This window comes from Pseudomyxococcus flavus (assembly GCF_050038885.1).
Taxonomy (GTDB): Bacteria; Myxococcota; Myxococcia; order Myxococcales; family Myxococcaceae; genus Myxococcus; species Myxococcus flavus.
Genome location: NZ_CP143624.1, coordinates 3,969,353 through 3,990,340, shown reverse-complemented (window position 1 = coordinate 3,990,340; position 20,988 = coordinate 3,969,353). Strand labels below are relative to the sequence as shown.

At 70.8% G+C, this 20,988-nt stretch carries 23 protein-coding genes; 8 read left to right on the top strand and 15 right to left on the bottom strand.

Features of this window, described 5'->3' with window-relative positions:
- Positions 1 to 12 precede the first annotated feature (12 nt).
- The 3 genes from VZL07_RS16840 to VZL07_RS16830 form a co-directional block, all read right to left on the bottom strand.
- Complete coding sequence (locus VZL07_RS16840; protein ID WP_426756561.1) at positions 13 to 396, bottom strand: hypothetical protein; 384 nt, start codon at positions 394 to 396, stop codon at positions 13 to 15.
- 128 nt (positions 397 to 524) lie between these two features.
- Complete coding sequence (locus tag VZL07_RS16835) at positions 525 to 818, bottom strand: GIY-YIG nuclease family protein (protein ID WP_426756560.1); 294 nt, start codon at positions 816 to 818, stop codon at positions 525 to 527.
- A 26-nt stretch (positions 819 to 844) separates the two neighbouring features.
- Positions 845 to 1,153: a CBS domain-containing protein gene (locus VZL07_RS16830; RefSeq protein WP_426756559.1), complete on the bottom strand. Its 309-nt coding sequence runs from the start codon at positions 1,151 to 1,153 to the stop codon at positions 845 to 847.
- A 166-nt stretch (positions 1,154 to 1,319) separates the two neighbouring features.
- Here VZL07_RS16830 and VZL07_RS16825 point away from each other — a divergent pair, with 166 nt between their 5' ends.
- From VZL07_RS16825 to pdxA, 4 genes are all read left to right on the top strand, one after another.
- Complete coding sequence (locus VZL07_RS16825; RefSeq protein WP_426756558.1) at positions 1,320 to 2,348, top strand: alpha/beta fold hydrolase; 1,029 nt, start codon at positions 1,320 to 1,322, stop codon at positions 2,346 to 2,348.
- A gap of 97 nt (positions 2,349 to 2,445) precedes the next feature.
- Complete coding sequence (locus VZL07_RS16820) at positions 2,446 to 3,438, top strand: peptidylprolyl isomerase (protein ID WP_426756557.1); 993 nt, start codon at positions 2,446 to 2,448, stop codon at positions 3,436 to 3,438.
- A gap of 64 nt (positions 3,439 to 3,502) precedes the next feature.
- On the top strand, positions 3,503 to 4,471 hold the full coding sequence (locus tag VZL07_RS16815; protein ID WP_426756556.1) for a peptidylprolyl isomerase: 969 nt from the start codon (positions 3,503 to 3,505) through the stop codon (positions 4,469 to 4,471).
- 4 nt (positions 4,472 to 4,475) lie between these two features.
- Positions 4,476 to 5,492 (top strand): 4-hydroxythreonine-4-phosphate dehydrogenase PdxA, encoded by a 1,017-nt coding sequence (gene pdxA, locus VZL07_RS16810; RefSeq protein ID WP_426756555.1) that lies wholly within the window; start codon positions 4,476 to 4,478, stop codon positions 5,490 to 5,492.
- Positions 5,493 to 5,929: 437 nt separating this feature from the next.
- Here pdxA and VZL07_RS16805 read toward each other — a convergent pair whose 3' ends face one another.
- A complete protein-coding gene (locus tag VZL07_RS16805) occupies positions 5,930 to 6,232 on the bottom strand; it encodes a hypothetical protein (protein ID WP_426756554.1) in 303 nt (100 codons plus the stop codon).
- Positions 6,233 to 6,271: 39 nt separating this feature from the next.
- Positions 6,272 to 7,768 (bottom strand): AgmX/PglI C-terminal domain-containing protein, encoded by a 1,497-nt coding sequence (locus VZL07_RS16800; protein WP_426756553.1) that lies wholly within the window; start codon positions 7,766 to 7,768, stop codon positions 6,272 to 6,274.
- Between the two features lie 443 nt (positions 7,769 to 8,211).
- Here VZL07_RS16800 and VZL07_RS16795 point away from each other — a divergent pair, with 443 nt between their 5' ends.
- Together VZL07_RS16795 and VZL07_RS16790 are read left to right on the top strand one after the other, a co-directional pair.
- Positions 8,212 to 8,637 (top strand): nuclear transport factor 2 family protein, encoded by a 426-nt coding sequence (locus VZL07_RS16795; protein WP_426756552.1) that lies wholly within the window; start codon positions 8,212 to 8,214, stop codon positions 8,635 to 8,637.
- 132 nt (positions 8,638 to 8,769) lie between these two features.
- Complete coding sequence (locus VZL07_RS16790) at positions 8,770 to 9,351, top strand: carboxypeptidase regulatory-like domain-containing protein (protein WP_426756551.1); 582 nt, start codon at positions 8,770 to 8,772, stop codon at positions 9,349 to 9,351.
- Here the strand turns inward: VZL07_RS16790 and VZL07_RS16785 are convergent.
- From VZL07_RS16785 to VZL07_RS16745, 9 genes are all read right to left on the bottom strand, one after another.
- A complete protein-coding gene (locus VZL07_RS16785) occupies positions 9,314 to 10,717 on the bottom strand; it encodes an aminopeptidase P family protein (RefSeq protein ID WP_426756550.1) in 1,404 nt (467 codons plus the stop codon). The two genes, VZL07_RS16790 and VZL07_RS16785, sit on opposite strands and share 38 nt — an antisense overlap.
- 15 nt (positions 10,718 to 10,732) lie before the next feature.
- Positions 10,733 to 11,113: a response regulator gene (locus VZL07_RS16780; protein WP_013936365.1), complete on the bottom strand. Its 381-nt coding sequence runs from the start codon at positions 11,111 to 11,113 to the stop codon at positions 10,733 to 10,735.
- Positions 11,113 to 11,841 carry an ATP-binding protein gene (locus tag VZL07_RS16775; RefSeq protein WP_426756549.1) on the bottom strand — a complete coding sequence of 243 codons (729 nt, stop codon included), beginning with the start codon at positions 11,839 to 11,841 and terminating at the stop codon, positions 11,113 to 11,115. The genes VZL07_RS16780 and VZL07_RS16775 overlap by 1 nt, the downstream gene beginning before the upstream one ends.
- A gap of 3 nt (positions 11,842 to 11,844) precedes the next feature.
- Positions 11,845 to 12,612, bottom strand: a complete 768-nt coding sequence (locus VZL07_RS16770; protein ID WP_426756548.1) for a response regulator — start codon at positions 12,610 to 12,612, stop codon at positions 11,845 to 11,847.
- Positions 12,609 to 14,006, bottom strand: coding sequence for a sensor histidine kinase (locus tag VZL07_RS16765; RefSeq protein WP_426756547.1), 1,398 nt, complete (start codon positions 14,004 to 14,006; stop codon positions 12,609 to 12,611). Before VZL07_RS16765 ends, VZL07_RS16770 begins: the two co-directional genes overlap by 4 nt.
- Positions 14,003 to 14,620, bottom strand: coding sequence for a RedB protein (locus VZL07_RS16760; RefSeq protein ID WP_426756546.1), 618 nt, complete (start codon positions 14,618 to 14,620; stop codon positions 14,003 to 14,005). Before VZL07_RS16760 ends, VZL07_RS16765 begins: the two co-directional genes overlap by 4 nt.
- Before the next feature lie 291 nt (positions 14,621 to 14,911).
- A complete protein-coding gene (gene hpf / locus VZL07_RS16755; protein ID WP_426756545.1) occupies positions 14,912 to 15,247 on the bottom strand; it encodes a ribosome hibernation-promoting factor, HPF/YfiA family in 336 nt (111 codons plus the stop codon).
- 219 nt (positions 15,248 to 15,466) lie between these two features.
- Positions 15,467 to 16,465: a zinc-dependent alcohol dehydrogenase family protein gene (locus VZL07_RS16750; RefSeq protein ID WP_426756544.1), complete on the bottom strand. Its 999-nt coding sequence runs from the start codon at positions 16,463 to 16,465 to the stop codon at positions 15,467 to 15,469.
- Positions 16,466 to 16,534: 69 nt separating this feature from the next.
- Complete coding sequence (locus VZL07_RS16745; protein WP_426756543.1) at positions 16,535 to 18,496, bottom strand: LA_2272 family surface repeat-containing protein; 1,962 nt, start codon at positions 18,494 to 18,496, stop codon at positions 16,535 to 16,537.
- Positions 18,497 to 18,693: 197 nt separating this feature from the next.
- Between VZL07_RS16745 and VZL07_RS16740 the strand changes: the two genes are divergently transcribed.
- Positions 18,694 to 19,671, top strand: coding sequence for an aldo/keto reductase (locus tag VZL07_RS16740; RefSeq protein WP_426756542.1), 978 nt, complete (start codon positions 18,694 to 18,696; stop codon positions 19,669 to 19,671).
- Between the two features lie 7 nt (positions 19,672 to 19,678).
- Here VZL07_RS16740 and VZL07_RS16735 read toward each other — a convergent pair whose 3' ends face one another.
- Complete coding sequence (locus VZL07_RS16735) at positions 19,679 to 20,173, bottom strand: hypothetical protein (protein WP_426756541.1); 495 nt, start codon at positions 20,171 to 20,173, stop codon at positions 19,679 to 19,681.
- A gap of 124 nt (positions 20,174 to 20,297) precedes the next feature.
- Between VZL07_RS16735 and VZL07_RS16730 the strand changes: the two genes are divergently transcribed.
- Positions 20,298 to 20,825, top strand: coding sequence for a pyridoxamine 5'-phosphate oxidase family protein (locus VZL07_RS16730; protein WP_426756540.1), 528 nt, complete (start codon positions 20,298 to 20,300; stop codon positions 20,823 to 20,825).
- Positions 20,826 to 20,988: the final 163 nt, after the last annotated feature.

Below are 20,988 nucleotides of genomic sequence, written 5' to 3'. Positions count from 1 at the left end.
GGCCCACCGGGCTCAGGGCGACTGGGGCGAGGGGGCCTGCACGATGACGCTGGGCCCCGTGGCGCGAATGCCGCCACCCTCGCTGTCGAACACCGTCACCATGATGGAGAAATCCATCGTCTCCGACACCTCGGGCGCCACCCAGGTGGGGTTCTGCACGCCCACGTCGCTGAAGCGCCCCGCGGGCTCCGCGGGAACCTGCACCCAGGCGAAGGTCATGGAGTCCCCGTCCGGGTCCGCCACCTCGAACATGAACCGCACCTCGTCCCCTGCCCTCACGACCTGCGGCATGGGACGAGGCCCCGCGGTGACCTCCGGCAGGTGATTGGCACGGCAGGACACACCGAGCCCACACAGCGCCAACACTCCCAGCACTTTCGAGTACGAGCGAGACATGCACCGGCCCCTTTGGAAGGTGACACCAGCGTAACGCGTCGGCTCCGAGGGAGGTATTGCCCCAGCGGCGCGAAACGTCCGCGAGCCGATGCACCATGGACGCCGCCACCGGGAGTGGCCTCGCTCACTCAGGTGCGCCGGCGCGCAAGCGGTGACGCCGCCAGCATCCGCAGCTTCTCGGCGCGGGACAGGCGCTTGATGGCGGCCTCCCGCCGCAAGGCCGAGCCGCGGTCCTCCGCGACCTCGCTCCACACCAGGGTGACGGGAAGGCGCGCGCGCGTGTACGCGGCCCCACGGCCCCGGCCATGCGTGGCCAGCCGGCGCTCCAGGTTGTTGGTGGCACCGGTGTAGAGCGTGCCGTCACGGCACCGCAGGATGTAGACAGTCCACGAGGGCGATTCGTCCGGCACGGCGTGCCGCACTGTACCGCCCTCGCGGACCGCCGGCCCTACTTCCTCCCCGCCCCCTCCTCTCCCAGGCCCAGCTCGCGCCGCCTCGGCACCCGGAACCGCAACCGCCGCGCGGGATATCGACTCGCCCCGGGAGCCCCCGCCCGCGCCATGACGCCCGCCACGGGCGCCAGGGGGTCTCCCCGCCAGGCCGCGAGGATGTGCTCCTCGCTGACCACACCCACCAGACCTCCCCCATCCCCCACCACGCCCAGCAACCGCACCTGGTGCCGCTCCATCGTCCGAAGGGCCGCCAGAAGAGTATCCGTGGGAAAAACCGTGGCGATGAGGGAGGACCACTTTTCCATCCAAGCCAGCTTTCGCTGCATTGCCACGTCCTCCGAGTCGTCTCCCACATCTCCCTGCAACAGTCCTGCCGTACAAGGGAGCTGCTCAGCAATGAACACCGCATCGCCCCACGGTCCGGCTTAGACTGCGGAGGTGACTCGTAGACAGGTGGCGCGGCTGGGGCGGATGGCAGACCTCTTTTCGCGGACGATGACGCGCGGGAAGGAGGGCCTGCTGACGCTCAGCTTCCGGCCGGATGAGCTGTACCGGGTGCCCACGGACGACGGGGCCTCCATTGCCCTGGGGCGCTATCACGCCCGGGGCGAGAAGCGCTTCGCCCAGCCGGTCATCCTCTGTCACGGGCTGGGCGCCAACCGCTTCCACCTGGACTTCGACGAGCACTACAGCCTGGCCCGCTACCTGGCCCGCGCGGGCTTCGAGACCTGGGTGCTGGAGCTGCGAGGCCGGGGCCTGGCGGGCGACTGTCTGGACTTCAACTTCGACGACCAGGCCGAGCACGACGTGCGCACCGCGGTGCGCACCGTCTTGTCCACAGGTGCCAGGGAAGTGCTCTGGGTTGGCCATTCCAAGGGCGGGCTGATGCTCTACGCCCACCTGGCGAAGACGCCCCAGGCGCCGGTGCGGGCGGCCGTCGTCCTCGGCGCTCCCTTCACCTTCGCGGTGCAGCCGGGCCTGCGCACCTTCATCCAGAAGGTGGAGCCGGTGCTGAAGCTGCGGGTCATCCCCACCAGCCGCGTCACCAGCATCGCCCTGTTCGGCGCGCCGCCGGGGCCCATGAGCCGCTACATGATGCTGGCGGAGAACATGGACACCGAGGTGGTGCGGCGTGCACTGGCCAACGTGCCCGCGGACATCGCTGGCGGCGTCGGGCGCCAGTTCGCCCGCTGGATTACCACCAACCGCTTCACGTCCTACAACGGCGAGTTCGACTACCGCGAGTCCCTCTCCCGGGTGACCATCCCCTTCCTGCTGCTGGCCGGCAGCAAGGACCTCCTGGCGCCGCCCATGGCGGTGGCGCGCGCCAAGGAGCACCTGGGAGGCCCCGTGAAGTTCCTCGTGGCCGGCAGGGCCCATGGCTTCGGGGCGGACTACGGCCACGCGGACCTGGTGCTCGGTCGCCGGGCCCCGGACGAAATCTTCCCCCTGGTGGAGGCGTTCCTCTCCGCACACGCGACGCGGCCCCAGACGGGGTGAGGTTGTCCGGCCCTGCCCGGCGTGCTAGCGGAACGGGCCTCGTGCCATGACTGACGGCTTGCCCATCTGGAGCCATTCCACCCACGAGGCCCCGCGCATGCGCCCTTCTCCCACCCGCGCCCCCCTGGTCCCACTCGCCATCGCGCTGGCCCTGGGGGCATCCGCCTGCAACAAGCCCGTGAAGGAGACGCCGGAGGACCTGGTCGTCGCCAGCGTCAACGGCGAGGTCCTCACCCGGGCGGACTTCGAGCAGGAGCTGTGGCGGGAGCTGGCGCTGTCGGACGTGTCCCAGCGCACCCTGGAGGACGTGGAGCCCTTCAAGCGCGCGCTCCTCGATACGTACATCCTCCGGATGCTGCTGCTCCAGGAGGCACGCAAGCACAACCTCTCCGCCTCGCCGGAGGAGGTGGACCGGGGGGTGCTGCGGCTGTCGGGTGACTACCCGGCCGGCAACTTCAACGAAGTGCTCGCCCAGGGGCAGCTGTCCATGGCGGAGCTGCGCTCGCGCGAGGCGAGCAGGCTGACCATCGAGAAGCTGTTCGCCAGCCATGTGTATTCGCGGGTGGCGGTGACGGAAGAGGAGCTGCGGGCCTGGTACACCGCCCACGAGGCGGACTTCCATGAGCCCGAGCGGGTGCACGCCGCGCAAATCGTGGTGAAGGGCCTGGACGAGGCACGGCGGCTGCAATCCCAGCTCAAGTCCGGCAAGAAGTTCGCGGACCTGGCGCGCAGGTATTCGCTGAGCGCGGACGCCAAGGTGGGAGGCGACCTGGGCTTCTTCCCCCGGGGGCAGATGCCGCCCGCCTTCGACGAGGTGGTATTCAAGCTGGGGGTGGGGCAGGTTTCGGACGTGGTGTCCACCGAGTACGGCTTCCACCTCTTCCGCGTGCTGGAGCGCAAGCCGGCGCGCAAGCGGGAGTTCGCGGAGGTGCGGCAACTGGTGGAGAGCAAGGTGCTGGAGCAGAAGCGGGCGCAGGCGCAGGAGACGTTCGAGAAGGAGCTGCGGCAGAAGGCGCAGATCCAGGTGAACGAGGCCACGTTGCAGGCCATCCGCGGGCGTCCGGCGCCCCAGCAGGCGGCGACGGAGTGACGACGGAATCGAAGTCCGGGGCGTCGGTTGGACGCGCCCGGGGTGGTGCGGAAGGATGGCAGGAATGAAGAAGCTGGTGGCGGCAATCGCGGCGGTGGCGCTCCTGGGCGGCGGCACGGCGGCGCACGCGGAGCTGGTGGACAAGGTGGCCGCGGTGGTGAACCGCGACATCATCGCGCTGTCCGAGGTGCAGCAGCGCGCGGCCCCGGAGCTGGCGAGCATCAACGACCCGGACCCGCGCAAGCGCGGCGAGCAGCGGCTGCAGTTGATGAAGACGGCCCTGGACACCCTCATCGGCGAGAAGCTGATGGAGGCCGAAATCGCCCAGCTGGGCATCACCGCCACCGAGGCCGAGGTGGATGAGCTGGTGGCGGACGTGCGCCAGCAGAACAACATCACCGACCCCGCGCAGTTCGAGCAGCTGCTGCTGAACGAAGGCCTCACCATGGCCACGTACCGGGACATGATGCGCAAGCGCATCATGCGCGACCGGCTCCTGCGGATGAAGGTCGGCTCCCAGGTGAAGATTACCGAGGAGGACCTGAAGGCCGCCTATACGCAGTACGCGCGCATGGAGAGCGGTGACTCGGAGGTCCACGCGCGCCACATCCTGGTGCAGGTGGACGCCAAGGCCACGCCGGAGCAGGTGGAGGCCGCGAAGAAGAAGGCGGAGGCCATCGCCGCGGAGGCGCGGCGCCCGGGCATGGACTTCGCCTCGCTCGCCCGCGCCCGCAGCGAGGGCCCCAGCGCCGCGGACGGCGGCGACCTGGGCTGGTTCAAGCGGGGCGTCATGGTCCCCGCGTTCGAGAAGGCGGCGTTCACCCTGCCAGAGGGCGGCGTCAGCGACCCGGTGCGCACCAACTTCGGCTGGCACGTGCTGAAGGTGGAGGAGCGCCGCGCGGTGGCCGCCGCCTCGTACGAGGAGATGCGCACCAAGCTGGAGGGCAAGCTGCTCCAGGAGAAGACGGAGAAGTTCCTCGACCAGTACGTGCAGGAGCTGCGGCAGAAGGCCAACATCGACGTGAAGCTGTAAGCCCATGGGCCTTCCGCTCGTCGGAATCTCCCTGGGAGATGTGTCGGGCATCGGGCCCGAGGTGACGGCCGCGGCCCTGGCCCGGCCTTCCGTGCGCAAGGCGCTCATCCCCGTCCTCTTCGGGGATGGGCCCACGCTGGAGCGCTTCCCCGTCTTCCGCCGCTACGCCCGTGTGGCGCCACAGGCCCTGGGCCGCGTGGACGCGCCCACGGTGGTGGAGGTGACGCGGCTGAAGGAGAAGGACCGCGCGCCCGGCAAGCCCTCGCGCGAGGGCGGCCGCGCGCAGTACGCCTTCGTGACGGCGGCCATCGATGCGATGCGGGCCGGGCACGTGGATGCGCTGTGCACCGCACCGGTGTCGAAGGAGCAGATTTCCCGCGCGGGCATCCCTTTCATGGGCCACACCGAGGTGCTGGCGGAGGCCTTCGGGGTGGAGGTGATGATGTTGATGGACGGGCCCCGCGTGCGCGTGGCGCTCGCCACCAACCACGTCCCGCTGGCGGACCTGCCGCGGCTGCTGACCGTGGGCGGCCTGACGGCGCAGCTCAAGCTGCTGTCGCGCAGCCTCGAGCCGGTGGTGGGCCGCAAGCCGCGCATCGCCGTGCTGGGGCTCAACCCGCACGCGGGCGAAGGCGGACTGCTGGGGCGCGAGGAGGTCGAGGTGATTGGCCCCGCCATCCGCAAGGCCCGCGCGTCCCGGGTGGACGCGCACGGCCCCATCCCCGCGGACGGACTCTTCGCGAAGCCCGACGAGGTGGGCTCGCGCTACGACGCGGTGCTGGCCATGTACCACGACCAGGGCCTCATCCCGGCCAAGGCGCTGGACTTCGAGCGCACGGTGAATGTGACGCTGGGCCTGCCCGTGCCGCGCACCTCGCCCGACCACGGTACCGCGTATGCCATTGCCGGCAAGGGCGAGGCGAGCGCCGTGCCCATGGTGGAAGCGCTGCTCAAGGCCGCGCAGCTCGCGGGGGCACAGGCGCGCGGGACGCGGAAGCGCGAAGCCGCGCGCGGCCGGTAGCGAGGACGAAGCGGGCGCGGACACCGGCGACGGATGCTCCGCCTTGCTGCGCGCATCCGGCGGCGCTGTCCACTTCCGCGGGTGCAGCGTCCACTGCCGAGCGAGCTCCACCAACGCAGGCGTGGCCTCCGCCACTGAATACGCTACGCGCCGCCGAGCAACCCCCGCCACCGCAGGCGTGGCCTCCGCCACCGAACAGGCTACGCGCCGCCGAGCAGGCTCCACCACCGCAGACGTAGCCTCCGCCACCGAGCAGGCTCCACCACCGCAGACGTAGCCTCCGCCACCAAACACGCTCCACCACCGCAAGCCTGGACTCCGCCACTCGACACGCTTCACCACCGCAGACGCAGCCTCCGCCCGGCCACCGAGCAGGCTCCACACCGCGTGCGTGGCCTCCACTGCCGGGCAGGCGCCGATGCTCGGACACGCTGGCCTCAGGGGCCAGGAAGCCGGCTGACGTGCTCGGCCAGGTCCTCGCCGTCCTTCGCGGGGTCGATGAGCTGGATGTGCGCTCCGGTGCCGCCTTCGGGCAGCACCAGCACGCTCACGCGGTCCATGGGACACTCGCCCAGGCAGCCCGAAGCAATCACGCGTGTCCGCTGCTCGAGCCCGCGCCCCGCGAGGGCCGCTCGCACGCGCCGTGGCAGGTCCACGCCTCCGGCGCTCGCGTCCAGGCGCACCAGACACCGGTGGCAGACATGCAACTCCGTGGGTTCCGGCGTCTCGGGCGCTGACATTCCAGGTGGAAGCATATGGACTGTCGAGCAGCCCGCCGCTCAGAAGATGAACGGGAAGCGAATGGGCTCCTGCATGCGGACCTGATGCACCGGGAACTTCCAGCGGCGGACCACGTCCTCGATGCAGCGCGCGAGCGGTGTGCCACGCAGGACGCTGGAGTCCATGGAGACGTTGAGCGTCTCGCCGCTCGGCAGCACCGACCACTGCACCACGAAGCGGCCGCCCGAGGCCATCGCCGTCCCCTCCGAATGAGAACGCAGGCACGCGGTGATGGCGGGCTGGTTCGTCACCACCACCTGCTTCACGTCCTCCGGCGTGAGGTGCTCCTTCATGTCGAGCGCGGGCGGCACGTAGACGGTGCGGGCAGGCTCCTGCGCCTTCAAGGCCTCCGCCTCCGCGTCGTCGGTGAAGCCCAGCTCGCGCGCGAACTCCTCATCGAGGTCCGCATACGGTCCCTTCTCCTCGGCGGCCGCTTCTTCCACCGCGTCCGCGACAACATCACCGGGGGATGACTGCACGCCTTCGCCAGGAGCGGCGCCACCGGCTTCGGCCTCACCGAAGGCAAGCTCGACGGGTGCCGCTGGCGCATCCGGCAGGGCCGCGGCTTCGTCCGCATTCGTGCGCACCTTGCGCGCGACGGGAGCGGGCTGCGCCACGGCGAGCGCTTGGGTGTCCGTGCGACGGGCAGCATCCGACGGCGCCGGCGAGGCGCCATCCGGCCGGAGTCCATCCACCGCCTCGCGCAGCGCGTCCTGCCCGGAAGATGGCACCACGCCCGCCAGCGAGACCTGCTGCGACGCCGTGCTCACCAGAGGCTGTACGGAGGAAACCATCCCCGGTGACACCGCTCCCGGAGCAAGCGACGACGTGTCCTGCGACACCGCGGCGTCGGCGGCGAGGCTTCCCGCCGTGGCGGGGAACGACGCGGTCTGGCTCGAATCCCCCACACCCGCGGTGTCAGGCACCTCCACATGGGAGACACGTGCTGTCGCACTCGGGAGCGAGCCCTCGCGCACGGACAGCCCCGCGACCAGGAGCAGGCCCGCCGTCAGCGCGCCCACCGCGGCCGCGCCCATCAAAGCGGAGAACCACAGGCCCATCCCGCGAGCCGGAGCCTCGGCACCCACGGCGGCAACCTCCCACGGCGCGGACAGCGGTCGCCCATCCCACGATGCAGCGTCCTGCGGGGCCGACCCGAACAACGGTGCCGCCCCTGTCACATGGGACAGGGCTTCCGCGTCGAGCGGTAGCAACAAGGCGCCCAGGGACGTGACCTGCTTCGCGTCGGGCGACGTGCGCATCCACGCGGGAATCTCCACCGTGGGCTCGGACAGGACCTCCGCGACAGGCGAGGTGGACCGGGGATGCTGCTCCATCCACTCCGTCTCCGCCTCCGCCAACGCGAGGAGCTCGCGCAGACTCTCGGAGACCTCCGTCACGGACGCGGTGTCACACGCGGCGGCCTCGGTGTCCGGCGCCTCGAAGAGCTCCCGGTCGAGATACGCGTCGAGGTCCCCAGCAAGCGCTTCGTGCACGCTCGCGGACCGCCGGGGCTCCAGCGGTGCACCGGGAGTGCCTTTGCCCTGAGTACAAAACTGCCCTTCAGCTCCGGAAAGAAGCTCGTCCACACGCCCTCCCTCGCCCGCGCTGCACTCACCGGCCCTGACTTCGACAGAGCGTGCAACGTAGGACCCGGTCCTCGTCGCGCCACCCCCAGTGTCCTTCCTCGAACGCTGTGCCCCTTGAAGACACCGCGCCTGTCCACTGCTTCACCGGTCAACTCACGGTGGATGGCGCTCGCGCCCCCGCAACTTCGCGCTTCCGAACTTCATTCCTCATGCGTGCACGCGCGGAACACCGCGACACGAATGTCGATGACACATGTACATTTGCCGCCTCCATGAACCGAATCCTGCTCGCATCCATCCTGCTGGCGGCCTCTGCGTGCGGCCATGCATCCACCCGGAGTCAGACACCCATGACCACCCCTTCCGCTGACGACGTGCGCACCCTGACGGACCTCGAGACCTCCGTCATGCGCGCCCTCCAGACGAAGGACCTCGCCACCATCAAGGCCCTCACCGCCGAGGACTTCGTCTACCGGAGCGCGGATGGCTCGGAGATTGACCGCGAGACATTCGTCGCGAGCATCGGCGAAATCCCCGGTGGCTTCACGTCCGTCGAAGCCGAAGCCATGAAGGCTCATGTCTTCGGTGACACGGGTGTGATGGCCGGCATCCAGCGCTCACAGCTGCGCATGACGGACGGCAGCGAGGCCACCGACAGGGTGTACTTCACCGACGTGTGGCAGCGCCGCGGCGGAAAGTGGCTCATGGTGTTCTCGCACAGCAGCCCGGTTCCGCCCGCCGACAGCAATTCCCCGGAACCCGTACCGCAGCAGTAGCCCTGCCCCACCGTCCCACGCGGACGTCCCGCAACCCACACCCCCACGCGCGGCGCCCGACGCCGCGCGACCTGAATCCCTGCCCCGTCCTCAGCGAGTTATGCTGCAACACTCCGAGACAGGGGGATGGTCATGATGCCGCTCTTGCAAGGTGACCGCCGATGGAGGCTTCCAGCCCAGGGGGAGGACTGGCTCGTCGTTCCGTCCGTCGACCTGGAGCGACTGCAGGCGAAACATGCACCGGTGCCGGATGTGTTCGTCACGTCCTCACTGAAGCGCTGGCTGGCCACACCGGCCGCGCACACGCTGTACGCGATGTACGAAGCGCTCGGAGGCACCCGCCCGCTGGGCCTGTCCGGCCTGGAGCGCAGCCGATACGAGCAGCGCCTCCAGCAACGGCTCACCGAGGCCTTCACCCAGGGCGAGCTGGTGGCGCTTGCCGTGGAGCGCCCGGTGCTCCTGCCCGCCCCGTGGCCCGAGCCGCCCCCGCCTCAGACAGAGGAAGCCCCGGTCGAGGAGCAGACGTGGCTGGCCATCGAGCTGAAGGACGAGGAGGGCAAGCCCGTCCCCCACGCGCGCTACCGGGTGACGCTCCCGGACGGCAGCACGCGCGAGGGCACGCTCAACAAGAATGGCTATGCGCGCGTGGACGGGGTGAATCCCGGCCAGTGCGAGGTCACCTTCCCGGAGCTGGACGGGCAGAGCTGGTCATGACGGCCTCGATGTCCGCGGCCTCCTTCGGGATGGCGGCGGTGAGCACCTCGTGGCCCTCGGGCGTGACGAGCACGTCGTCCTCGATGCGGATGCCGCGCACGTCCGCGTAGCGCGCCAGCACGTCGCGCTGGAGCCTGTCCTTCGCGCGCGCGGTGAGCCGCGCGTCCGACAGGATGGCCGGCACCTGATACATGCCCGGCTCGATCGTCACCGCCATGCCGGGCTCCAAATCCCGGTCCAGCCGCAGCGAGCGGTGGCCGAACTCCGGCGAGCGCGTGCGGCCCGGCGCGTACCCCGCCCGGTCTCCGAGGTCCTCCATGTCATGCACGTCCAGGCCCAGCAGGTGGCCCACGCCGTGCGGGAAGAAGAGCGCGGTGACGCCGTCCACCACCAGCTCCTCCGGGTCTCCCCGGAGGATGCCCAGCGCCACCAGCCCGTGCGCCATCTCCCGGTGCGCGGCCAGGTGCACGTCGCGGTAGCGCGTGCCAGGGCGCACGGCGGCGATGCTGGCCTTCTGCATGCGCAGCACCAGCTCGTACAGCTCACGCTGCGTCGTGCTGAAGCGCCCCGTCACCGGCCACGTGCGCGTCACGTCGCAGGCGAAGCCGCCCGGGCTCTCACCGCCCACGTCCGCCAGCACCAGCTCGCCCTCGTGCAGGGTGTGGTCGTAGCGCAGGTTGTGCAGCACCTCGCCGTGCACGGTGACGATGGGCTGATAGGCCGGCCTCACGTCGCGCGAGACGAACTCCGACTCCATCGCGGCGCGCACCACCGCCTCGAGGATGCCCGGCCGCGTCGCGCGCATGCCCGCGAGGTGGGCCGGCGTCGTGACGGCCGCGGCCTGCCGGAGCTGCGCCGCCGCCGCGTCGTCGTGGCGCAGGCGCATCGCAATCATCGCGTCCGCCAGCGGCACGTCCACCGGCGACAGGTGGCCCGGACGCACCTCGCGGCCGAGCAGCGCCGCCACGTCCCAACACGTCTCCAGGTCCGGCGTGGGCAGCGTCGCCACCTCGCGGCCCTTCAGCGCCGCGGGCAGCTCGGCGCGCGAGCGCACCGTGCAGCCCGTGCGCTCCGCGATTTCGTCGAAGCCGGGCACCACGCCGTCCCACAGCGCGTCGTCGGGGCCGGGCTCGGGCAGGTACAGCGTCCAGCCCTGGCCGTCATACAGGCCCATGCCGTCCGGCATCGCGAGCCCGAACAGGTAGAGGAAGTGGCTGGAGGCGCGGAAGGGAAACTGGTCTGCGGCGTAGTTGCGCGGACGGGGGCGGCTCGACGCCAGCAAGGCGGGCACGGCCCCCAGGGTCCGGGCCAGTTGCTCCCGCCGTCGGGTGAGAGCGGAGCGCTCGGAAACGGAAGGGAGCAACATTCTGGAACCTCTCGGTCAGGCGCCCAGCGGGCGCTGGGGTAACAACTTGAAAAGGAAGGCCAGCAGGTCGTCGAAGTGGCCACCCTTGCGGAAGACGGCGTCCACCGGCATGTCGATCTTCCCGTCATGCCCGGTGACGAAGACGACCTTCGTCTTCGGCATGTGGTGACGCACCAGCGGAATCAACCCGGTACCAAAGCCGTCTCCCAGGCTCTGGTCCAGCAACACGGCGTCATACGCGCGAGGCCGGTTCAATAATCCCGCCGCCTCCGAATAGGAACCCGCCGTGACGACCGCGAAGCCTGCGTCCTCGAGAAGCGCGGACAACGTCATCCGATTGGAAGGGTCGTCTTCCACGAGTAGCAGGCAACGCCCGAAGGTCCAGTTGGTCTCCATCACTTGCTCCCCCGCGTCACGTCATTCCGGTCATGGGCCCCTGCGTCCGGGCCCGTGAAGACGAGTTCCACGTACGTGCCCCCCGTGGGGCCCGCGCCGAGGTCCAGCTGCCAGCCGTGCCGGACGGCCGTGCGGTGGACGATGCTCAGCCCCAGGCCCGCGTGGTGGGGACGCGTGGTGAAGAAGGGCTCCAGGGCCCGGGAGTACGCCTCCGGCGACAGCCCCTCTCCGGTGTCCTCCACGCGCAGGCACACGCCCGCGTCCGTGTCCCGGGTCCGCAGCGTGAGGGTGCCACCGCGCGGCATGGCCTCCAGCGCGTTGTCCACGAGGCAGCGCACCAGCAGGGCCAGGTCCTCCACCTCCAGCGGCACGCTGCTCCGCTCCGTCAGGTCGCGCACCACCGTGACGGACGGAGGCACCTGGGCCTGGGCGAGCGCGTGCTCCACGCCCTCGCGGGCGCTGCCCTTCGGACGGGCGCCCCCGGTGGGCGGCGGCGCCCGCTTGGAGAGCACGTCCTCGGCGGACGTCAGCTCCTTCTCGATGAGCTGGAAGAAGGTCTCCACGCGCGGGTCCGCGCTCCAGAGGTCCGTCTTCTTCACCTGCCGCATCAAGTAGAACGAAGCGTTGCGGATGCTGGCCAGCTTGTTGCGCAGGTCGTGCCGCAGGGTGGAGGCCACCACGTCCGCCACCGCCGCCCGCTCTCGCGCCTGGAGGTCTCTGCCTGCCATGGGTCAAATCCTCGCGCCTTGCAGCCCTTGTTGTGGCCGGCCTCGCACCCGAGCAATCGCCTGCACCAGCTCGCGCAGCGGTACCGGCTTGGTCATGCACACCACCGCGCCCTGCGCCGCCACCCGGCGCAGCATCTCCGGCACCACGTGGCCGGACACGGCGATGATGGCGACGGAGAGGTTCGCCGCGCGCACCTTGGACACCAGCTCCGGCCCGCTCATCTCCGGCATCACCAGGTCCAGCACGCACACGTCGTACTCACCCGAGCGCAGCGAGGCCAGCGCCTCCTCGCCGCTGTAGACGGCGCGCGCGCGCAGCCCCACCGTGCTCAGCGCGCGCACCATGCCGCGCGCCACCTGCTCGGTGTCGTCCACCACCAGGACCTGGGGCGCCCGCGCCGCGCGCAGCACCGTGTCCAGCGCGTGCGTCACGTCGAAGGGCTTGGGCAGCACGGTGAAGGCGCCCTCGGCGAGCGCGTCGTCCACCAGCTCCTCCGCCGTGAAGGCCGTCATCAGCACCACCGGCATGTCGGGGCGCTCCTGCTTGATGCGGCGCAGGAGCTCCACGCCATGGAGCCCGGGCATGCGGATGTCCGTGAGCACCACGTCCACGGACTGATGCTCCAGGAGGCGCAGGGCCTCCTCACCATTGGCCGCCTCGAGGACCGTGTGGCCCTCCAGCTCCAGGTTCGCGGCCAGGGTGATGCGGAGCGACTCCTCGTCGTCAACCAACAGGATGCGCGCGGGGGCCACTGCGACGTCCTCCATCATGCGGCCTGTGCCGCCGCTGCCGCGGGGAGCTCGATGAGGAACTCACTACCCCGCTCCGCTTCGCTTCGCACAGAGATTGTGCCGCCATGACGTTGCACCATGTTGGCGACAATGGCCAGTCCCAAGCCGGTGCCGCGCGTCTTCGTGGTGAAGAGCGGCTCGAAAATCTTGGGCAGCACGTCGGGAGGAATCCCCGCGCCGTCATCCACGACCCGGATGCGCCAGGGCTTGGACTCGCCACCTTCCGCCATCACTGAAACCTCTCCATTGCGCCCCACGGGCATGGCCTCCACCGCGTTCTGCACCAGGTTCACGAGGACCTGGCGGAACTGCTCCTTGTCCAGGTTGGGTACCGGCAGTGACTCGGGAACACCGTTGACGATTCGCACACCCTCGCGCTGCGGCACCACGCCGATGGCCTCGTCCACCAGCGGGCGCAGCGGACAGGGCTGGAGCGCGGGCGGACGCTCGCGCGCGAAGTCGAGCAGGTCGGAGATGATTTTCGCGCAGGCATTCAGCTCGCGCTCCATCAGTCCGAGGAATTGAGACACCCGTGGGTCATCCGCGGCCCCCGCTGGGTCCTTCGTGAGCTTGCGGGACAGATAGGCGTGGGAGTTGCGCACCGCCGCCAGCGGGTTGCGCAGCTCGTGCCCCACGCTGGCGGCCAGTTGCCCCACCGCGGCCAGCTTCTCCACGCGGATGAGGTGCTCCTGGAAGCCACTGAGCTCGCGCAGGGCGCGGTCCAGCTCCCGCGCCTTGGCCTGCTCGCGCTCGCGGGCCAGCTCCAGCTCCGCCCGGCGCACCGCCACCTCGCGCAGCTCGCGCAGCATGCCGCGGCACGAATACACCAGCACCACGTCGATGAAGGCCACCCAGAAGGCGTGCTCCACGAAGCGCCACAGCTCCGGCTGGAGGCCTCCGTAGAGGGACGGCGTCCCCAACATGCCCCGCGCCACCTGGTCCACGACGGTGGTGATGCTGGCGGAGAGCAGCACCCACGGGTCGCGGTAGAGCGCGAGGAAGGCCAGCGAGCCGAAGATGTGGAAGTGCGTCTCCACCCGGCCATCCGTCAGGAAGATGAGCAGCGAGGACCAGAGGGCCTGGCACACCGCCACCACGTGCCGCGTGGGCGTGGAGCCCGGGCGCCAGCGGGCCATGACCACCGGCAAGGCGCTGAGCAGCGAGCCCGTCAGCAGGGCCGCCTGGAGGTGCGCGCCTCGCGAGGGCCCCACCACCGAGATGGCGATGCCCACCACCCACTGGCCCAGCATCAACCCCGCGAAGAGCCGATCCGTCCGGCTGCGCACCTCGAGCAGGTGCTCCAGGAAGAGCCTCGCGGCGCGCTCCTTGAGCGCCAGCGGCGGGCCCGAGGCGGCTTCCTGCGCCGTGCTCATGGCTCGCTCCCGCGCGGATTCTCGAGCGCGCAACCATAGACGGCGTGCCCGGCCCGCTCCGCCAGCACCGGCCCTTCGTCCAGGAGCGCCTCCACCGCCGCACGGCCGGCGTTGTCCCCCGCGTGGCCTCGCGCCGGGGTGATGCCGCCGCTGAAGCGCAGCGCCCCCGCCGCGTCATAGACGAGCACCTGGCCGGAGGTGACGGCGCCGAAGCCCTCGGCCAGGACGCCGCCCGCGTCGCGCAGGACGGTGACACCCGGAATCGCGGCCGCCGCGCGCCACAGCTCGCCCTGCTCCCAGTCCTGCTCCGTCCCCTCGGGCTTGAGGAAGAGCACGAAGGCGTCCAGCCGCGTCCGCGCCTTCGCCATCACCACGGAGAGCTCACCCAGGCTGGCGCGCGTGCAGGGGCAGCGCGGGTGGGCCAGCATGACCAGCGTCGGGCGGCCCTCCACCCGCGGCAGCCCGGAGCGGACGGGCCAGCGCGCCGGGGGCTCCCGTGACTCGCCCGGCGTGAGCGCGTAGCGAGCCATGGCCAGCGAGCCCGCGGTGACGCCCCCCGCCCAGATGACGCCCATCAGCACCAGCCACGCACGCTTGCGCACCGGGGGGGTCATCGCACCGCCCTCGGGTAAATCCAGACCCCGTGGCCGCCCCTCGCGCGAGGAGGCGTGACCGGCTGGAAGAGAGAGGCTGTCGAGTGGACGGCGGCAGTGACGAGGTGGAAGTCCTCGGCGTCGACCCGCAGCACCTGGTGGCGCTGGGCTTTCATGGCGTGACAAGCCACACGATAGCGCTCAGCGCCCCAGGTCTGTCATGGGTTTGATTGACAAATGTTGGGAAGGTGGGCCCCGCGACCGCCCGACTGAATGTCTGTGATGAGAATGAAGCGGGCGTGAGGCCTGACGTCACCGATGGTGCGAGTGCAAGGCATCCGCGTAGTGTTGGAGTTGGCGTCTGGCGGCGTCGAACGCATCCGTCACCGCCTGGTAGGCGTCCTCGTGGCCGTCGCGCGCCTCCGGGTCCCGGGCGGCGACGATGTTCCGTCCCGGCACACTCACATCCACCCGCACGTGGAAATGCCGGCCGCGCTGCTTGTGCCGGTGCGGCTCCTCCACCACCACGTGGCACCCGACGATTCCGTCGTAGAACTGCTCCAGCTTGTCGGCGTGGTCGCGGATGTACTCGCTCAGGGCCTCGCTCGTCTCCATGCCCCGATAGGTGATTTGCAGCGCTCGGTTCATCGTCCGCCTCGCGTGGTGGTGCCCCGGTGAGGGGGCATCGGGTTGCCCTGCCTCCCGATGCATTTGCGCGGCCAGCGCCAGGCCCGCGAAATCCCGTCGCCCGCCCGCTCACTTCACGCGGTGTTTGCGGCGGATTGGGACACCGCCGCAGGCGTTGCGTGGCGTTTTGCCTCAATGGAGCCGGGCGGTGGGCGGGCGCCTGCTCCGTCCCTGGCTGGCTCACGCAGGCGCGGTCAGGTCGAGCACCGCCGCGCCTCGCACCCTCCCCTGCCGGAGCGCGGTGAGGGCCTCGTTCGCGGCGGACAGGGGGAAGACCTGCACCTGGGTGCGCACCGGCACGCGCGGCGCGAGCGCGAGGAAGTCCAGCGCATCCGCCCGGGTGAGGTTCGCCACCGAGCGCACCACCCGCTCCTCCCACAGCAGCGCGTAGGGGAACGAGGGGATGTCACTCATGTGGATGCCGCCGCACACCACCACGCCCGCCTTGTCCACCGCCCGCAGCGCCGCGGGCACCAGCGCGCCCACGGGCGCGAAGAGGAGGGCCGCGTCCAGGGGCTCGGGAGGCAGCACCTCCGAGCCGCCCGCCCACTCCGCGCCCAGCTCCCGGGCGAAGCGCTGCCCCTCCGCGTCGCCAGGCCGGGTGAAGGCGAAGACGCGCCGCCCCTGGTGACGCGCCACCTGGATGATGAGGTGCGCCGCCGCGCCGAAGCCGTAGAGGCCCAAGCGGCGGCGCTCCGCGCCCGCCATGCGGAGGCTGCGAAAGCCGATGAGGCCCGCGCACATCAGCGGGGCGGCGTGGACGTCGGCGTACTCCGGCGGGAGCGGGAAGCAGAAGCGGTGATGCGCCACCGTGAACTCCGCGAAGCCCCCGTCGATTTGATAGCCGGTGAAGCGCGCCTGCGCACAGAGGTTCTCCCGGCCGGACACGCAGAAGCGGCAGCGTCCGCAGGTCCAGCCGAGCCAGGGCACCCCCACGCGCGTGCCAACCGGAATGGCCGTCGCCCGCTCGCCCGCCGCCTCCACCGTCGCCACGATTTCATGGCCGAGCACCAGCGGCAGCTTGGGCCGCGGCAGCTCCCCGTCCACGATGTGCAGGTCCGTGCGGCACACCGCGCAGGCGTGGACGCGGAGCAGTAGCTCCTCCAGGCCGGCACGGGGGATGGGCAGCCGTGACTCGAACAGGGGCTGCCCCGCGGCGCGCAGCACCATGGCGCGCATGCTTCGTTCCACGCATCACCCCCGGGCGCCCCTCCGACGAGGCGCCTGGGATGAACATGGTGGGGCTCGTCAAATCTGCACACCCGCGAGCAGGCCCGGCCACATGCGCACGACGGTGCGGCCCTCGTCCGACACGCTCTTCCACTCGGGACCGATGCCCAGCTCCCGCCACTGGTCCTTGCCGTCCCAGGAGACGAGCGTGTTGGCGCTGACGCCGCCGAACACCGCGAAGCGGCGCGCCACCTGCCAGCCCGCCGTCAGCCGGAGCTGCCCCAGGACATGGTGGGTGTCCTCGAAGAGCTTTTGCGAATGGAGGGTGCTGCTCGTCACGTCGACGTCGAAGAAGAAGCGGCCCGCGGGGATGTGGGCCCCCAGGCCTGCCCCCAGCACGTAGCGGCGGCGCTCTCCGTCGAGGGAGGGGCTATAGCCCGCAGTGAACAGCGAGTAGATGTGGCGGCCGCCCAGCTTCACCCCCACGTGGGTGAGCGCCACGTCGCTGGTCCACGCCGCCACGTGGGCCTGGCCGCCCCCCACGATGCTCAGGATGCCCACCGCCTCGCCCTCCGACTCGCGGGCCACGTTGACGATGCCCACCTGCGCGCCCGCAATCTTGTTGGCGACGTTGACGATGCCCACCTGCGCGCCGTCCACCTCGCCGCCCACGTTGATGATGGAGAGCTGTGTCCCGGAGAGGCTCCGCGCGTAGCTGACGCCCGAGGACATCTGCAGCCCGCTCATCTGTCCCGCCACGTTGAGCCCCGCCGCCGCCTGGAGCCCATGCACGGACCCGCTGGCGATGTTGGCGCCCACCGCCAGCTGCGCCCCCAGCAGGCGCTCTCCCGCCACGTTGATGCCGACGCCCAGCTGCGCGCCATTCACGGCGCCCGACGTGATGTTGCCACCCACCGCGAGCTGCGCCCCTTCCGCGTGCCCTCGCACCACGTTGACGCCCACGGTGGACTGCAGGCCCAGCAGGTCCGCGCCCGAGACGTTGGTGGCCACGGAGAACTGCGCGCCGGACACCGGTCCTCGGGACACGTTGGCGCCCACCGCGAGCTGCGCGCCGCTCAGTCCGCCGTCCTCCACCCAGTTGCCGGCCAGCGACATGGCCACGCCGTCCACCCGCTTCGCGTGGGTCGACACCAGGCCGATGGAGACGTTGTTGACCACGTTGCTCGTGTGGAACCCCGACGTGCTCAGGCCCGGCACCAGGGTGAAGCTGAAGGGGATGTGCACCTCCTTCGCGTCCGATTCCGATTCCGACTTCGTCTCGGCCGAGGACGCGGCTTGCTCGGATGCACGCACCTCACCGCCGCGGGCAGTGTCCGCCACCGCGACGGCTGTGCTCTTGGCTGTCTCCGCATTTGGTGCGTCCACCGCGCTGCTGGTCGAAGCAGGCTGCTCCGCCACGGCTGTGGCCTTTGCCTCCGCCCTTGGTGCGTCCACCGCGCCGCCGGTCGAAGCAGGCTGCTCCGCCACGGCGGTATCCCTTGCCTCCGCCCTTGGTTCGTCCAGCGCGCTGCCGGTCGAGGCAGGCTGCTCCGCCACGGACGCATCCGCCGTGATGCCGACCGGGGTGGGGCGCGCCTCGGCCCGCGGCACGGCTGGATTCTCCGCCACACTTTCCAACGGAGGCGCGGCCAGCAGGCGGGACGCATCCGGGCCATCAATGGCCGCCACCTCCACGCCAGGCGACGCGGCCAGCAGGCGGGACGCATCCAGGCCATCAATGACCGCCACCTCCACGCCAGGCGACGCGGCCAGCAGGCGGGACGCATCCAGGCCATCAATGACCGCCACCTCCACGCCAGGCGACGCGGCCAGCAGGCGGGACGCATCCAGGCCATCCACGACCGCCACGTCCACGCCAGGCGACGCGCTCATCGTGCGGGCCGTACCCGGGCCATCGACCGCCGCCACCTGCCCAGGCGCCTCCTGCGTGGCCTGTCCAGCCACCTTCTCCTCGGCCGAAGCCGAGAACGCCACCGCCGCCGCCACCATCCCCGCGCACACCGAGACCTTGCGATTCATCGCCTGGACCTTCCTGGACTGTTCCGAGAGTGGCCCGGCCCGCACTGCGCGGGCACCGGGCCAGAGGAGTCGCCGGGGGGCGTCACCGCCCCGCTCGTGCCAAGGGAACACCGCCGTCGGCAGAAACTGTCACCTGTCCACTCCCGCGCAGCCGTCACCCGCGAGTGCCCACCGCCGGGCCGCTAACATGCCGGCCCATGTCCTCCCGCGCTCCGGCCCGCAGTCCACAGTCTCCGTCCCGCCGCGACGTCCTCACCGCGACCCTGGGCGGCCTGCTCCTCCCCGGCCTCGCCGCCGCGCAGCCCACCACGAAGCCCACGGGCAAGGCCGCCGCCCCTTCCCCCTCTCGAGGAGATGCGATGCTCACACGCCCCATCCCCAGCACGGGCGAGGCCCTGCCCGTCATCGGGCTTGGCACCTGGCAGACCTTCGATGCCGCCCCGGCAGAGCGCGAGCCCCTGGCCCAGGTGCTCCGCGCCTTCCTGGACTCGGGCGCGCGCCTCATCGACTCCTCGCCCATGTACGGCCGCTCGGAGCAGGTCGTGGGCGAGCTGCTGGAGAAGCTCGGTGAGACGAAGAAGCCCTTCCTGGCCACCAAGGTGTGGACCACCGGAAAGAGCGAGGGGATTGCGCAGATGCGCGAGTCCCTCCGGCGCATGGGCCACGGCCGCATGGACCTGATGCAGATTCACAACCTGGTGGACTGGCGGGCACACCTGCCCGTCCTGCGTGAATGGAAGGCCGCGGGCCGCATCCGCTACATCGGCGTCACGCACTACGCGCGCAGCGCCTTCGACGACCTGGAGCGCTTCATCCGCGAGGAGAAGCTGGACTTCGTGCAGCTGCCCTACTCGGTGGCGGAGCGCGACGCGGAGAAGCGCCTGCTGCCCGCCGCCGCCGAGCATGGCGTGGCGGTGCTCGTCATGCAGCCCTTCGCCAGCGGCTCCCTCTTCCAGCACGTGCGCGGCCGCCCCCTCCCCGGGTGGGCCGCGGACATCGACTGCACGAGCTGGGCGCAGGTGTTCCTCAAGTTCATCCTCGGCCACCCCGCGGTGAACTGCCCGCTGCCCGCCACGAGCAAGCCCTCGCATCTGGCCGACAACGTGCGGGCGGGCTTCGGCCGGCTGCCCGACGAGAAGCTCCGCGCCCGCATCGTGAAGGAGCTGCAGCGCTGAAGGCGCCCTACAGCTCGGGGTCCGGCGTGTACTGGAGCTCGCCCGTGGGCTCCAGCACCAGGCCCGTGCCCGGCTCGTCCGCCTCGTCGTCGCGGCCCACCTCCAGCACGGACTCCTTCGCGTCCCACTGGCCCAGGTAGTACTCGCCGCCCGCGGCCATGCAGGCGCGGCCTTCCGACACCACCGTCTCCACCACCTCCTTGTGGTCGCTGGTGGCGCGCAGCAGCGTCCACGACTTGCCGTCCTCCTTGAAGCCCTCGACCAGGTCCTGGAGCTCGGCGTCGCGCGGCATGCCGTCGGGCAGCGTCTGCTTCTCCCACTTGCGCGGCTCGCGCTGCGGCTGCCGGGCCTTCCAGGCACGCGCCAGCGCCAGCAGCTTCTCCTCCGCTGCCTCCTGCAGCGCGTGCATCTCCTCGGGCAGGTCGATCTCCTCCAGCGCCAGCACCGCCGTCTCCAGCTGCAGCGCCTTGAGGCTCCACTCGTTCCACGCCGTCTTCAGCATCCGATACCTCGCTTTCCTGCTCGGCCACCTACCACACGCCCGGCTGCCCTGGCGGCGGCCAACCCGCCGCCCTGTGCCCGGCGGACTCCGCGCTGCCTACCTTGTGCTCCCAAGGGAGGCAGCCATGGCCAGGAAGCAGAAGGACACACAGGACGTCGCCCAGCACCTCGGCGACTTCATCCAGGGCATCAAGGTCGCGATGATGACCACCGTGGAGGCGGACGGCAGCCTCCGCAGCCGCCCCATGTGGACCCACGAGCGCGACTTCGACGGCGAGCTCTGGTTCTTCACGCGTGAGCACTCGCCCAAGGTCGACGAGGTGACGCACGACCACCACGTCAACCTCGCCTACTCGGACCCGAGCCGCGAGCGCTATGTCTCCGTCAGCGGCCGCGGCCGTCTGGTGCGCGACAAGGAGAAGGCCCGCGAGCTGTGGAACCCCACCCTCAAGGCCTGGTTCCCCGACGGACTGGATGATCCCGAGCTCGCTCTCCTCTGCGTCCGGGTGGAGAAGGCCGAGTACTGGGACACACCGAGCAGCCGGATGGTGCAGCTCGCCGGCATGGTGAAGGCCGCCCTCACCGGCACGTCCTACGCGCCCGGCGACCACCAGAAGCTCGACCTGGACGACAGCGCCCCGCTGCCCCACTGAGCGGGCCCGACCAGCCTCCTCTCCATATAAAGGGGGTGGGACGGCGCCTCATCAGGCACCCGTCCCGGCTTCTCCCACTGACACCTTCCTCATCGCCCATGTGGCATGGGTCCAAAGAAACCCATGCCGCCCCAACCAAGGAGTGTGCCGTGGATGTCGTCCT

What these genes read in the sequence shown, in the direction of transcription:
- VZL07_RS16730 (WP_426756540.1), top strand. Translation starts at nt 20,298, where the DNA reads ATGGCCAGGAAGCAGAAGGACACACAGGACGTCGCCCAGCACCTCGGC.
- VZL07_RS16830 (WP_426756559.1), bottom strand. Translation starts at nt 1,153, where the DNA reads ATGGAAAAGTGGTCCTCCCTCATCGCCACGGTTTTTCCCACGGATACT.
- VZL07_RS16805 (WP_426756554.1), bottom strand. Translation starts at nt 6,232, where the DNA reads ATGTCAGCGCCCGAGACGCCGGAACCCACGGAGTTGCATGTCTGCCAC.
- VZL07_RS16780 (WP_013936365.1), bottom strand. Translation starts at nt 11,113, where the DNA reads ATGGAGACCAACTGGACCTTCGGGCGTTGCCTGCTACTCGTGGAAGAC.
- VZL07_RS16775 (WP_426756549.1), bottom strand. Translation starts at nt 11,841, where the DNA reads ATGGCAGGCAGAGACCTCCAGGCGCGAGAGCGGGCGGCGGTGGCGGAC.
- pdxA (WP_426756555.1), top strand. Translation starts at nt 4,476, where the DNA reads ATGGGCCTTCCGCTCGTCGGAATCTCCCTGGGAGATGTGTCGGGCATC.
- VZL07_RS16745 (WP_426756543.1), bottom strand. Translation starts at nt 18,496, where the DNA reads ATGAATCGCAAGGTCTCGGTGTGCGCGGGGATGGTGGCGGCGGCGGTG.
- VZL07_RS16770 (WP_426756548.1), bottom strand. Translation starts at nt 12,612, where the DNA reads ATGATGGAGGACGTCGCAGTGGCCCCCGCGCGCATCCTGTTGGTTGAC.
- VZL07_RS16840 (WP_426756561.1), bottom strand. Translation starts at nt 396, where the DNA reads ATGTCTCGCTCGTACTCGAAAGTGCTGGGAGTGTTGGCGCTGTGTGGG.
- VZL07_RS16820 (WP_426756557.1), top strand. Translation starts at nt 2,446, where the DNA reads ATGCGCCCTTCTCCCACCCGCGCCCCCCTGGTCCCACTCGCCATCGCG.
- VZL07_RS16790 (WP_426756551.1), top strand. Translation starts at nt 8,770, where the DNA reads ATGATGCCGCTCTTGCAAGGTGACCGCCGATGGAGGCTTCCAGCCCAG.
- VZL07_RS16825 (WP_426756558.1), top strand. Translation starts at nt 1,320, where the DNA reads ATGGCAGACCTCTTTTCGCGGACGATGACGCGCGGGAAGGAGGGCCTG.
- VZL07_RS16785 (WP_426756550.1), bottom strand. Translation starts at nt 10,717, where the DNA reads ATGTTGCTCCCTTCCGTTTCCGAGCGCTCCGCTCTCACCCGACGGCGG.
- VZL07_RS16760 (WP_426756546.1), bottom strand. Translation starts at nt 14,620, where the DNA reads ATGACCCCCCCGGTGCGCAAGCGTGCGTGGCTGGTGCTGATGGGCGTC.
- VZL07_RS16735 (WP_426756541.1), bottom strand. Translation starts at nt 20,173, where the DNA reads ATGCTGAAGACGGCGTGGAACGAGTGGAGCCTCAAGGCGCTGCAGCTG.
- VZL07_RS16815 (WP_426756556.1), top strand. Translation starts at nt 3,503, where the DNA reads ATGAAGAAGCTGGTGGCGGCAATCGCGGCGGTGGCGCTCCTGGGCGGC.
- hpf (WP_426756545.1), bottom strand. Translation starts at nt 15,247, where the DNA reads ATGAACCGAGCGCTGCAAATCACCTATCGGGGCATGGAGACGAGCGAG.
- VZL07_RS16750 (WP_426756544.1), bottom strand. Translation starts at nt 16,465, where the DNA reads ATGCGCGCCATGGTGCTGCGCGCCGCGGGGCAGCCCCTGTTCGAGTCA.
- VZL07_RS16740 (WP_426756542.1), top strand. Translation starts at nt 18,694, where the DNA reads ATGTCCTCCCGCGCTCCGGCCCGCAGTCCACAGTCTCCGTCCCGCCGC.
- VZL07_RS16765 (WP_426756547.1), bottom strand. Translation starts at nt 14,006, where the DNA reads ATGAGCACGGCGCAGGAAGCCGCCTCGGGCCCGCCGCTGGCGCTCAAG.
- VZL07_RS16795 (WP_426756552.1), top strand. Translation starts at nt 8,212, where the DNA reads ATGACCACCCCTTCCGCTGACGACGTGCGCACCCTGACGGACCTCGAG.